This is a genomic window from Ignavibacteria bacterium (assembly GCA_036262055.1).
Classification (GTDB): Bacteria; Bacteroidota; Ignavibacteria; order Tepidaquicellales; family Tepidaquicellaceae; genus DATAJP01.
In genome coordinates this window covers 580,155-593,556 of sequence record DATAJP010000003.1, presented here as the reverse complement: position 1 = coordinate 593,556, position 13,402 = coordinate 580,155, and the positions used below count along the sequence as shown (strand labels likewise).

Below are 13,402 nucleotides of genomic sequence, written 5' to 3'. Positions count from 1 at the left end.
ATCGATGTCGTTTTTAGAGATAAAAAATGTCAACAAAAGCTTCGAAACAAAAAAAGTTCTTGATAATATTTCTCTCAGTATAAACAAAGGAGAGTTCTTTTCAATAGTCGGACCGAGCGGATGCGGGAAGACGACGCTTCTCAGGATAATCGCGGGACTTGAAACTGCAACAAGCGGGGATATTGTGCTGAACGGTGAAAACATTTCTAAAAAATCTCCGCAAGAAAGAGATATAGGGATTGTTTTTCAGAACTATGCGTTGTTTCCGCACATGACTGTATTTGAAAACGTTGCATACGGATTGAAGATTAAGAAAGAATCTAAGGAGACGATAAGAAAAAAAGTTTATGACGTTCTTGAAAAAGTTAAGCTTACTGATAAAACTGATGTTCGAGTAACAAATCTTAGCGGAGGTGAACAGCAAAGAGTTTCGCTTGCGCGCGTAATTGTGATTGAACCGAAAGTAATTTTGTTCGATGAGCCGCTTTCAAATCTTGATTATATTCTGCGTTTGGAAACTCGCGGAGAAATAAAACGGCTTCAAAAAGAAACCGGGATTACTTCGGTTTATGTTACGCATGACCAATCAGAGGCGCTTGCATTGAGTGACAGAATAGCGGTGTTGAGCAAAGGTGTGCTACAACAGTTGGGAAATCCTATTGATGTATATTATAATCCTGTTAATTATTTTGTAGCTGATTTTATATGCCATGCGAATTTTTTTAATGCGGAAGAGAGCAATAAGTTTTTTGGATTAAACATAGAGAACAATAAAAACTTAGTTGTGCTTCCCGAGGAATTATTTTTATCGAATGAAAATGTTAATCAAGATTTGATTATTTCAGATATTCAGTTCAACGGTTTAACAACGGAGTATTTCATTAAATACGGTGATAAGTTTTTCAGATCGTTTATGGTTTCTAAATCAGGAAACCATTTTAAAATCGGTGATGCTGTCGGAATTTCCATTCCGCAAAATTTAAACAGGAAAGTTTTAATTGCGTAAAGCTTCTTTAATCGGTTCGGTTATTTTATACCTGCTTTTGATTTATTTCATAGCGGGATATATTATTTACCCGCTGATAATTTTGGTAAAAGAAAGTTTATTCCAGGAAGAAAGTTGGTTTGCAGTTGGTTTTATACTGTATAATTTTACTTCCATTGAATCCATTACAAATACTTTGTTGCTCTCAGTCATTTCGGTTATTGGAAGCTGTATTATTGGGACTTATTTAGCGTATATTATTCATTTTAAAAGACTGAAAAATAAATCAATAATTTCTTCATTAATCTTAATTCCCATTGCCACACCGCCTATTATTGGAACAGTTGCGTTTTTGTATCTTGTCGGTGATAACGGAATTTTGATAAGATTATCAGAATTAATAGCAGGTTCGAAGATCATTCCTTCTCTTGACGGATGGACTGCAATAATTATTGTTCATTTGTATTCATTCTATGCATTTTTTTATTTGTTTTTATCGGCATCATTGAAAAAATTAGATCATAGCTTAGTAGAAGCATCTTATACTCTGGGGGCTAATAAAGTAAAAACTTTTTTTAGTGTTATATTACCGCATTTGTTTCCGGCAATAATCGGAGCATCACTTTTGGTGTTCATGGCAAGCATGGCTTCATTTTCTGCACCTTTCATTTTTGGAGGTAATTTAAAATTCATAACAACTTCGATTTATTACAATAAAATAAATGGCGACACAGTTGTTTCATCTCTTTTTTCATTATTATTAGTAATAATTTCTTTAATCTCATTAATTATTTTTACAAAATTCAGAAAAAAGACCGATTATAAGTTATCATCTAAAGGAACGATAAGAATTCAAGGTGAGCAATCAAAAGAAAACGCAGGAGCGTTGAACATTGGCTTAGTAACATTAATGATTACGATTATTCTGCTTCCTTTGCTTGCGTTATTATATTTATCATTGATTCCTGAAGGCGCATTGCTGAGAAATATTTTTAAAGAATCATTGACGCTGGCTAACTATATAAACTTGTTTAAAGACCCGGCGATATATACACCGTTTCTTAATAGCTTTAAAATGGCTTTGGTAACTGTTGCACTATGTATGTTAATCGGATTGATTGCATCTCTGCAAATCACAAAAGGGAAATCATTTTTCTCGAAGATTACGGAAATATTCATTTCGCTTCCTTATGGAATACCGGGAACGGTCATAGCTTTGACATTAATTTTGAGCTTTAATACACCGAACTGGATAACGATTGCACCGCTGGTTGGAACGTTTATCATTTTGCCGATTGCATATACAATCAGGAATATTCCTTTGTTCACGCAATCGACGATTTCAGGATTGAATAATTTAGATAAGTCACTTGAAGAAGCGTCATATTCGCTTGGGGCTAATAAATTTTATACATTCAGGAAAATAATTTTTCCGTTAATACTTCCTTCGATAATAAACGGTTCATTGCTTGTGTTTATTAACTCGATGGGAGAGTTTGTATCAACAATTTTGCTTTATAACTATGCAACAAGAACAGTCTCGATAGAAATTTATTCGCAGTTAAGAATGTATAACACAGGAGCGGGAGCAGTTTATGGAATTTTATTATTTGCATTTGTAATAATTACAGTTTACATAACAAGAAAATATTTAAATGAAAGGATAGCAGTTTAATGCTTGAAGTTGAAGAAGAAATAAAAAAAGAGAAAACAGAAAAATCAGACGGCATCGATAATGACCTTTTGATGAAGGCGTATTATAAAATGTGTCTTGTAAAAAACATGGCACAGATATACGATGACAACAGGCAGATTTGCAAGTATGTGCACTCAACGTCGCGAGGACATGAAGCAATTCAGCTTGCGGTTGGATTTCAGTTAAAAGAGTATGATTATTTAAGTCCTTATTATCGTGATGAGTCGATAATGCTCGGGCTTGGATTTGAACCTTATGAGCTTATGCTTCAGCTACTTGCAAAAGGAGATGACCCTTTTTCAGGAGGGAGAAGTTATTATAATCATCCGTCGGTTAAAAAACCCGGCTATCCGACAATTCCGCATCAGTCAAGTGCAACGGGCATGCAGGCAATTCCTGCAACTGGAATGGCTCATGGAATTTCATATATTGAATCGGAAAAAAATCTAAAGGGCAAAAGCAAAAACAAACCTGTCGTGGTTTGTTCGCTTGGTGACGGCTCGATTACAGAAGGTGAAGTTTCGGAAGCGTTTCAAATGGCAGTGCTAAAAAAGCTTCCTATACTTTATCTGATTCAGGATAACAAGTGGGGAATATCCGCTTATGCAGATGAAATGCGCGCGATGGATGCTTATGAATTTGCTGCGGGATTCAAAGGATTGAAACGTGAGAAAGTTGACGGTTCGAATTTTATTAAGTCGTATCAGAAAGTTCGAGATATTTTTGAATACATTCGCAAGAAAAGAAGTCCGGTATTGCTTCATGCATCTGTTCCATTGCTGGGGCATCATACATCAGGCGTGCGCAAAGAATGGTACAGAACAGAAAAAGATTTGACGGAGCATTATAAAGACGACCCGATTCCGAAGTTAAGACAGGTATTGGTTGATTTGGGAATAGGTGAAGATGAAATTTCAAAAATTGAAAATGATGCGGCTGAAAAAGCAAAGAGTGATTTTGATAAAGCAGTGAAAGCAAAAGACCCTGCAGCTGAAACTTTGTTTATGTATGAGTTTGCAGAAACTCCCGTGACTGAAGAAAAAGGTGAGCGCGAGCCAAAGGGTGCTGAGCCGGTTATTATGGTTGACTCTGCTTTGCATGCAATCGATGAGCTAATGAAAAAACATCCTGAAGCGATTTTATACGGACAGGATGTAGGCAGAAGATTGGGAGGCGTATTCAGAGAAGCAGCAACTCTTGCGCAGAAGTATGGTGATAATCGTGTATTCAATACTCCGATTCAAGAAGCATATATTGTCGGCTCGACTGCGGGAATGAGCGCAGTCGGAATAAAGCCGATTGTTGAAATTCAGTTTGCTGATTACAGCTGGGCGGGTATGAACCAGCTCGTGGTTGAGCTTTCAAAGTCCTGTTATTTAACCTGTGGGAAGTTTCCTGTGTCGAGCATCATAAGGATTCCCGTTGGGGCATACGGCGGTGGCGGACCTTATCACTCCGATTGCGTTGAGTCGAGTTATCTGCCGATTCGCGGTATTAAGATTGCATATCCGAGCAACTCAGCTGACATGAAGGGATTGATGAAAGCGGCGTTTTATGACCCGAATCCTGTCTTGATGTTTGAACATAAAGGTCTCTATTGGAGCAAAGTTCCCGGAACGGATGCTGCAAAATCAATCGAGCCGGATGAGAATTATATTGTGCCGTTTGGTAAGGCGAGAATTTTTTTGAAAGCAGATGATAAAAAAATTGAATCAGGTGAATCTCTTGTCGTGGTTACTTATGGGATGGGAGTTCATTGGGCATTAAATGCCGCAAAGAATTTTCCGGGACACATTGAAATTCTGGATTTAAGAACTTTAAATCCACTGGATGAAGAAGCAATTTATGAATCGGTTAGAAAACACGGAAAGTGTCTGGTTTTGACTGAGGAACAAATTATGAATTCATTTGCCGAATCACTTGCCGGAAGAATTGCAAAAGAATGTTTTCAGTATCTGGATGCACCGGTTGAGTTTATGGGTTCGGTTAACGTTCCTGCTGTTCCTTTAAATATGGGACTTGAAAAAGAAATGCTGCCGAGTGCAGAAAAAGTTGCAAAGTTTTTCAACCAATTATTAGGTTACTAATTTAATATTAAAACAGGTATTTTACACATTACTCATTTATGCCTTCGAATAAAGATATACTCTTAATAGACGACGATTTAGTTACCAGAAAAATCATTATTAAAAATTTAGAAAAAAACGGTTATGATGTTATTGAAACCGATAAAGCTTCAGATGCAATGAGGCTTCTTAATGAAAATGATATTGATTTGGTTTTATGTGATATTGTAATGGATGACATGGACGGATTTGAGTTTTGCAACAACGTGCGTCAGGAAGAAAAATATAAAGCACTGCCGTTTATATTCGTTTCTTCGAAAGATTCTCCTGAAGACAGAGCAAGAGCATTGAGCTTGGGTGCAGATGATTATATAACAAAACCCATTGATGTTGATAATTTGTTATTGAAAGTTCAGTCTTTATTAAAACGCGTTGAAATTTATAAACAATTCAGTGTCAGACAGAAAATCAATGCTAACCTTACTGACGAACAATATAAAATATTAATTCTTGATGACGATCCTGTACTCCAAAAAGTTCTTACTCAAACTTTAGAGAAAAAAGGTCTTGAATGTGTGAGTGTTATGAACGTTACTGAGGCAATGGAAAAAGTTAAACAGGTAAAACCGGATTTAATTTTATCGGACTTGGTTATGCCGGACATAAGCGGTTTCGAATTCAGGAAGATGCTTTTGAAAGATCCGATTCTAAGTGAAATCCCATTCGTGTTTCTCACTTCGGTTGAAGAAGAAAGCTCCATAATCGAAGGATACGATTTAGACATAAAAGATTTTATTTCTAAAGCACAAAATCCTAAAGTAATTGGGATAAAAGTTAAGAATGTTTTAGACACTATAAATAAGGAACGAAGAAAATCCGTTCTTGAGCTTCAGCAGGTTGCTTCGTCGATTTCAATTGAAGTAGTTCCTGAAAAGCCGAGACAGCTCGATGGATTTTTCATTAAACAGCTCCACATTCCATACAAAGGAATGCCCGGCGGTGATTTTTTAGATTATATTCCTGTCGATGATGACAGAATGGTGATTATTGTAGGCGACGTTATGGGCAAGCAATGGGGGGCGTGGTTTTTTACTTTTTCTTTTATAGGATACATAAGAAGTGCAATCAGAGTTGCAATCAATAGTATCAATGTTCTCAATGCAGGTGATGTAATGAAAAATGTAAATGCAGCAATATACAAAGATGCTAAGGTATCTGAAATATTCAGCACAGTAACCTGCGTGATTCTTGACAGAAAAAATTATACTGCCGAATATACAGGGGCAGGTGATTTATCGATTCTTGTTCATCGTGCTGCAACAGGTAATGTTGACCAGTTTGAGTCTCAAGGTTTATTGTTGGGAATCTCCGAGGATGGTGAATATGATAACATACAAATACAGATGGAACCTGAAGATGAAATGATTATTTTTACTGACGGCATCACGGATTCCAGAAGCAAGGACGGCAAGGCATTCGGAATGAGCCAGGTAATTGAAACATTAAAAGGCAAATCAACGAATGGATTAAAATTCGACCAGCTGAAAGATTCGTTTATGAAATATACTCAGAATGTTTTTGACGATGATATTACATTGATTGGAATTCAAAGGACTAATCATAATTAAATAGTGATTATATTAGAAATTCTATTCTGGTTTTTTCTTATCATAGTTTTTTATTCTTACATAGGTTATGGAATTCTAATAACTCTCATTTCAAAAGTTTCCTTTCTTAAAAAAATTCTTCCTAAACCGTATAATTCAATTAAACAGGAATTTCTTGTTTCTGAAAACGAGGAATATTATCCGACTGTCAGTATGATAATTTCCGCATCGGGTGAAACAAGCGAAATTATCCGAGAGAAAATTATTAATACATATAATCTTGATTATCCAAAAGACAAGCTCGAAGTAATTTTCGCAGTTGCATTTGAGCAAGGTGATATAAATGATGAAACAATAAATGAATATTATGACAATTTCCTTGAGGAAATAAATTTTAAGGATATTACATCAAAGGATGAAGAGCTATATGTTCACTTTATGCAGTTTGATGAAGCAGATATAAAATCGAAAGAAAAATATCTCGATGAGCTGACAAAAAAACTTGAAATGTCTGAATTTTCTTCTGAAGGAATAACCCCCGGGGCAAAATCAAAGATGGATAGTATGTTCAAAGGTGAATCTGAAAATGAACTGCGTGTGTTTGTAACAAAAGACATCGAACGCAAAGGAAAAATTTCGCAGGTTAACCGGACTGTAAAAACTGCAACGGGTGAGATTTTTGTTTTCTCCGATGCAAATTCGATGTTCAATAAAGAATCTTTAACAAATCTCACAAGACATTTCAGAGATAAGTCTGTCGGCTGTGTTGCAGGTGAAAAGAGAGTTAAGACTAACGAGAAATCAACGAGCGGTGAAGGCGAAGGATTGTATTGGAAATACGAATCTTACTTGAAAAAAATGGACTCCGATGTTTATTCCGCAGTCGGCGCAGCGGGAGAAATTTTTGCGGTCAGAAAAGAACTTTGGGGAGAAGGAGCTCAGCATAATGCAATCATCGAGGATTTTGTTTTATCCATGCAGATTGCCGAACGCGGTTATAGAGTTGTATATGAACCGGATGCTTATGCAGAGGAAGACCCGACTTTGAATGTTCAATCAGAATATAAACGTCGTGTTAGAATTGCTGCGGGGGGATTTCAGTCTATTAACTGGTTAAGACCATTACTTAATCCTTTTAAGTTCGGAGTGCTTTCGTTTGAATATATCTCTCATCGTGTTCTGAGATGGGCGGTTGTTCCATTTCTGCTGCCGATTATTTTTTTAATCAATGTCATTCTTACGTTTAATAATTCTTTATTTTATACTTATATTTTATTGCTTCAAATAGTATTTTATGCACTGGCACTTATAGGATATTTTCTGGAACAAAGAAGAATTAAGATCAAAGTTTTTTATCTGCCTTTTGTGCTGACAATGATGAACGTTGCGGCAATTGCAGGTTTTATGAGATATAAAAAAGGCAGACAGAACGTTGTGTGGGAAAAAGTCCAAAGAGTTTAAGCTTACAATAAATAAAATCAAAAAGGAGATTCAATGAATTATGAAGTTACCGAAGAAAATGGAGTAACCATTATCAAGGTAAATCTTAAAAGGGCAACGGTTGACGTAGTTAAAGATTTTAAAAACTTCTTGTTTAATCTTATTGATAACGACCAGAAGAAAAAAATAATTCTTGACCTATCAAACGTTGAATTTGTTGACAGTTCATTTCTCGGAGCTGTTGTCTCCGGCTTAAAAAAAGTAACTGCAATAAAAGGAGACATAAAAGTTGTTGAGTTACAAGCGCCTGTGAGAGCTATGTTTGAATTGACAAGATTATATAAAGTGTTTGAGATTTTTGATAATAAACAGGATGCAATAAACAGTTTCTAAGCATAATCCTAACTACTACTGATGGATAAAATTATTCTATACGTTCCGTCATCAATAGACAATGTGCATTTCGTAAGCGATGTTACCGAATCCTTTGCAAGGTCAATAATCACCTTCGGAAACAAGAAACTGGAAGCTGATTTTATGAATGATGTGAAGCTGATAATGTATGAACTTTTTTCCAATTGTGTTCTCCACGGATATACCGATAACATAAAAGTTACTTACGGACTTGAAGATGAGCATATGATAATCGAGATGGAGATGAAAGGTAAAGGATTTATGATTAAACCCGTCAAAAGTACAAGCGGAGAAGAAATAGATAATTATTACCCTCCTTATCCCCAAAAAATTCACGGTAAAGAATTTATTTTATATAACGACCCTGAAAATCAGGTGTTGTGCAAAGTGCTTGGTGAAAAAGAGTTATTTTTTTTCCATAAAAAAGTTAACTCTGAAGAAGAATCACTTGACAATATTCCGGAACATTACGGCATTTTACTGATAACATCGCTTTCAAAACATTTTTCATATAAAAGAACAAATGAAGGTGTTGATACCTTTTTGTTAAAGAAAAGCGTTAAAGACTTTATATGAAAGCATTCATACTAGCTGCAGGAATCGGTTCAAGATTAGTGCCACTGACTTTGACCATCCCCAAGCCAATGCTTCCGATAGTTAACAAGCCCGCATTAGAGCATATTATTAATCTCTGCAAAAGACATAATATTTCCAAAATAAAAATTAATCTTTTTTATCTTCCTGAGGCAATCGATAAATATTTTAAAGACGGAAAAGAATTCGGCGTAGATATTTCATATTCTATTGAGAAAAAATTGCTTGGAACTGCAGGAGCAATAAAAAGAACAGAAAGTTTTTTTGATGAGACATTTGTGATTTTAAGCGGTGACGGTTTCACGAATATTGATTTAACAGAGATGCTGAAGTTTCATCGCGAGAAAAAAGCCAAAGTTACTATTGCTACAAAAAAAGTCGATGACCCTTCAAAATTTGGTGTAGTTGTTACGGATAAGGAAAATAAAATAATAAGTTTTCAGGAAAAACCAAAGAAAGAGGAAGCAAAATCAAATTTAATTAACACAGGAATTTACATACTCGAGCCTGAAATTATTGGTTTAATTCCTCCAAAAGTTGAATACGATTTTGGTTATCAACTTTTTCCGAAATTGCTTGAATTAAATACACCATTTTATGCTTATCCGACGGATTGCATATGGAGCGACATAGGAAGTTTAAGCGAGTATTGGAAAGTGAATCTCGATGCTGTTTCAGGAAAAGTGCCGGGATATGGGTTCGATGACTTTACGGTTAAGGGAAACATAAAAATTGACCCTTCGACAAAAATAAACAGAAGAGTTTATGAAAACGCAAAGGGAAGCGTTTTAATCGGCAAGAATTGTGAGATACGCGATGGCGTTGAGCTGGTCGGTCCGTTAGTAATTGGTGATGAAGTGTGCATAGATGAAAAAGCAAAAATTCAGGAGTCGGTAATCTTAAGTAATACTTATGTAGGTAAAGATGTTGAGCTGAAAGAATCTGTCGTTAATCAGAATTATCATTTAAGCATCCCAAATAATTTTGGTGTATTCATTGATGATGACAAAGTCTTAATGTCGCATTACATTGTCCCGACAAAGACAAAAATCAATTTATTTTTGATTAATGCAACCGACAGAGTAGTGGCATTTTTTATGCTTTTGATTTTGTCTCCTTTGTTTCTGATTGTCGCAATTTTAATTAAACTTGATTCAAAGGGTCCGGTTTTTTATGTCTCAAAAAGATTAAAATCTCCTGAGATAGAAAAAAAAGGAAGCCACTGGTATGTTTTCTTCAAAGAAAAGCCGGTGAAATATTATGTATTCAGGACAATGTACACCGATGCGGACAAGAGAATTGCAGATTTAAAAAATAAATATGATTCAGGTCCGTTCAGAAAAATAGAAAATGATCCCAGAGTTACAAAGGTAGGAAGGTTTTTACGAAAAACATCTATTGATGAATTGCCGCTATTCTGGAATGTTCTTAAAGGGCAAATGAGTTTAGTCGGAATCTGGGCATTACCGACTTATGAAGCAGATGAATTATTAATTAAAGGTTTAAAAACTTCCGAAGGCGACGGGGAACTTGATTTATCAGATACCGCGCAGGTGCGGTTTCAGGGTAAGCTTGGCTTGGCAGGATTCTGGCAGGCAAGAGGGCGTTCAAATCTCACTGCAGAAGAAAGAGCATTGCACGATACAATGCAGTCCGTAATGGAAAATATTGATTATAAGGATAAGGAATATCTCGGGGAGTATGGTGAGTTTAAAACATATAAAGGTTATTTAAAAGTATTATTCGAAACATTTAAATCTGTTGTGAAGAGAGAGGGAGCAATTTAATGAAAGGAATTGTGCTTGCAGGAGGAGCAGGTTCGAGGATGTATCCTGTTTCAAAAATTTACAGTAAGCAATTAACATTAATTTATGACAAACCGTTGATTTATTATCCATTGTCGATTTTGATGCTTGCAGGAATTACTGACATACTTATCATTTCTAATAAAGAAACCATTCCCTTATATGAGAAACTTTTTGACAACGGGAAGCATTTGGGAATATCAATCAGCTATGCAGTTCAGGATGCACCAAATGGAATTGCTGAAGCATTTATTCTTGGAGAAAAATTCATCGGGTATGACAGTGTAACTTTGATTTTGGGAGACAATATTTTTTATGGACGGCTGGATTTCTTTTATCATGCGTTGAAGAATAATCATGGTGCTACAATATTTGGTTATCAGGTCAATGACCCGGAGAGATACGGCATAGTTGAATTTGATAAGGAAGGAAACGTAATTTCAATAGAAGAGAAACCAGAAAAGCCAAAATCACATTACGCAGTGCCGGGTTTATATATTTATAATAATGATGTTGTTGAAATTACTAAAAGTCTGAAACCATCTGCTCGCGGAGAACTTGAAATTACTGACGTGAATAAGGAATACATGAAAAGAAAAATGCTTCGGGTTGAAAAAATCGGAAGAGGATTAGCATGGCTCGATACGGGGACGCCTCAATCATTGCTTGCGGCATCGAATTTCTTCGGTGTCATTGAGGACAGGCAGGGTTTAAAAGTCGCATGCCTTGAAGAAATTGCTTACAGAAATAATTTTATTGATAGAACACAGCTTGAAAAATTAATTGCCGGCATGCCAAATTCTTTATACAGGTCTTATCTTGAAAAATTTTTAAATGATGTTGGTTAATGAAAATAATCGAAACGAACTTAAAAGATGTTTTGATAATTGAACCGGATGTTTTCAATGATAACAGAGGATTTTTCTTCGAAAGTTATTCCGAGAAAAAATATAGCGAAGCAGGGATGAATGAAAAATTTATTCAGGATAACATTTCAAAGTCAACGAAAGGAACAATACGGGGTTTACACTACCAAATCGGCGAAAATGCGCAAGGAAAGCTTTGCCAGGTGCTGCTCGGAAGAGTGCTTGACGTTGCGGTTGATATAAGATTCGGTTCTCCGACATTCGGACAGCATTATGCAATAGAATTGAATGAAGAAAATCATAAACAAATCTGGATACCAAAAGGATTTGCTCATGGGTTTTCAGTTTTATCCGATGAGGCAATTTTTATGTACAAATGCACAGCATATTACAGTAAGAAAGATGAACGAAGCATAATTTTCAACGATGAAGATTTGAACATTGATTGGAAAGTTGAAGCATTAAATCTTTCAAAGAAAGATTCTGAATCAAAAAAATTCAAAGAAATAGAAAAAGATTTTTATTTTAACTGATAATTAAATAAAAAACAGATATTTTTGTGAACAAACTACAGGATATAGCTAAAATATGAATTTAGGAATTATTGGAACCGGATATGTCGGGTTAGTATCCGGAACTTGCTTTGCAGAAATGGGTAATCAGGTCTTGTGCATTGATAACTCGCCAGAAAAACTAAAGAAGCTAAGAAACTCAGAAGTTACAATATATGAGCCCGGACTTGAGCTTTTGTTTCATAGAAACATAGAAAAGAAAAGGTTAACCTTTTCTGATGACCTTAAGAAAGCTGTCAAGGAATGCGAGGTTATTTTTCTTTGTTTGCCGACCCCGCAAGGTGAAGACGGTTCGGCTGATTTGCAATATGTTATGAAAGTAGCCGATGACATCGGAAAGATAATGGCTGATGAAAAAATTAAAGATTTTAAAGTAATAGTTAATAAAAGCACTGTTCCTGTTGGAACAGCAGGCAAGGTTGCCGGTGAAATAAGCAAGCACGGAATTAATAACTTTGCGATTGTATCTAATCCGGAGTTTTTGAGAGAAGGTTATGCTGTTGAGGATTTTATGAAGCCGGACAGAATCGTAATCGGAAGCAGTGATAAAAAAGCTCTTTCAATAATGAAAGAGTTATATGAGCCGTTTGTCCGTCAGGGGAATCCAATAATTGAAATGGATACCGCAAGCTCGGAGGTAACAAAGTATGCAGCAAATTCATATCTCGCGATGAGAATTACATTTATGAATCAGCTTGCTAATTTTTGTGAACAGACAGGTGCAAACATAGACCTCATAAGAAAAGGAATGGGTGCGGACAATCGTATTGGTAAAAGGTTTTTGTTCGCAGGAATCGGTTATGGCGGTTCTTGTTTCCCTAAAGATGTTAATGCTTTAATAAAAACATCGATGGAAAATGATTCCGAGATGACATTGCTGACTGAAGTTGATAAGGTAAATAAAAAACAGAAACAGGTTCTTGTTGAAAAAATAATGAAGTATTACAACGGCAACATCAAAGGAAAACATTTTGCAGTGTGGGGACTTGCGTTTAAACCCAATACAGATGACATGAGAGAAGCTCCTTCAGTAGTTATTATAAATGAGCTTTTAAAGAATGGCGCAACGATTTCTGCGTATGACCCTGCGGCGAATGAAACTGCAAAGTTTTATCTGAAAGATACAATAAAATATATGGATAACGAAATGGATGCTTTAAAGAATGCAGATGCTTTATTAATATTGACAGAATGGAATGAATTCAGGAATCCCGATTTGGAAGATGTTAAAAGAGATTTAAAGTCACCGTTGATATTTGACGGAAGAAACATTTTTGCTCCTGAAAAAATGAAGGAAGCCGGCTTTACTTATTACAGTATCGGCAGAAACGCTCAATTGTAAAATTGAAATTGCAAA

General features: G+C 35.7%; 11 protein-coding genes. All 11 read left to right on the top strand.

What is annotated here, in order from left to right; translation table 11 throughout:
- The first annotated feature begins 4 nt into the window (after positions 1 to 4).
- From VHP32_09725 to VHP32_09675, 11 genes are read left to right on the top strand one after another with little or no spacing between them, the layout of a single operon-like run.
- Complete coding sequence (locus VHP32_09725; GenBank protein HEX2788173.1) at positions 5 to 1,006, top strand: ABC transporter ATP-binding protein; 1,002 nt, start codon at positions 5 to 7, stop codon at positions 1,004 to 1,006.
- Positions 999 to 2,660 (top strand): iron ABC transporter permease, encoded by a 1,662-nt coding sequence (locus VHP32_09720; protein HEX2788172.1) that lies wholly within the window; start codon positions 999 to 1,001, stop codon positions 2,658 to 2,660. The genes VHP32_09725 and VHP32_09720 overlap by 8 nt, the downstream gene beginning before the upstream one ends.
- Positions 2,660 to 4,768, top strand: coding sequence for a thiamine pyrophosphate-dependent enzyme (locus VHP32_09715; protein ID HEX2788171.1), 2,109 nt, complete (start codon positions 2,660 to 2,662; stop codon positions 4,766 to 4,768). The genes VHP32_09720 and VHP32_09715 overlap by 1 nt, the downstream gene beginning before the upstream one ends.
- Before the next feature lie 38 nt (positions 4,769 to 4,806).
- Positions 4,807 to 6,375, top strand: a complete 1,569-nt coding sequence (locus tag VHP32_09710) for a response regulator (GenBank protein ID HEX2788170.1) — start codon at positions 4,807 to 4,809, stop codon at positions 6,373 to 6,375.
- A 3-nt stretch (positions 6,376 to 6,378) separates the two neighbouring features.
- Positions 6,379 to 7,815 carry a glycosyltransferase family 2 protein gene (locus tag VHP32_09705; GenBank protein ID HEX2788169.1) on the top strand — a complete coding sequence of 479 codons (1,437 nt, stop codon included), beginning with the start codon at positions 6,379 to 6,381 and terminating at the stop codon, positions 7,813 to 7,815.
- Positions 7,816 to 7,848: 33 nt separating this feature from the next.
- Entirely contained in the window at positions 7,849 to 8,187 is a 339-nt protein-coding gene (locus tag VHP32_09700) for an STAS domain-containing protein (protein ID HEX2788168.1), read from the top strand.
- Positions 8,188 to 8,208: 21 nt separating this feature from the next.
- Positions 8,209 to 8,784, top strand: coding sequence for an ATP-binding protein (locus tag VHP32_09695; GenBank protein ID HEX2788167.1), 576 nt, complete (start codon positions 8,209 to 8,211; stop codon positions 8,782 to 8,784).
- Positions 8,781 to 10,589, top strand: a complete 1,809-nt coding sequence (locus tag VHP32_09690) for a sugar phosphate nucleotidyltransferase (GenBank protein HEX2788166.1) — start codon at positions 8,781 to 8,783, stop codon at positions 10,587 to 10,589. The genes VHP32_09695 and VHP32_09690 overlap by 4 nt, the downstream gene beginning before the upstream one ends.
- The gene (gene rfbA, locus VHP32_09685) at positions 10,589 to 11,455 is read left to right on the top strand and encodes a glucose-1-phosphate thymidylyltransferase RfbA (protein HEX2788165.1); all 867 of its coding nucleotides are present in this window, start codon (positions 10,589 to 10,591) and stop codon (positions 11,453 to 11,455) included. The genes VHP32_09690 and rfbA overlap by 1 nt, the downstream gene beginning before the upstream one ends.
- Complete coding sequence (gene rfbC, locus VHP32_09680; protein HEX2788164.1) at positions 11,455 to 12,006, top strand: dTDP-4-dehydrorhamnose 3,5-epimerase; 552 nt, start codon at positions 11,455 to 11,457, stop codon at positions 12,004 to 12,006. The genes rfbA and rfbC overlap by 1 nt, the downstream gene beginning before the upstream one ends.
- 55 nt (positions 12,007 to 12,061) lie before the next feature.
- Positions 12,062 to 13,387, top strand: a complete 1,326-nt coding sequence (locus tag VHP32_09675) for a UDP-glucose/GDP-mannose dehydrogenase family protein (protein ID HEX2788163.1) — start codon at positions 12,062 to 12,064, stop codon at positions 13,385 to 13,387.
- The last annotated feature ends 15 nt before the right edge of the window (positions 13,388 to 13,402 follow it).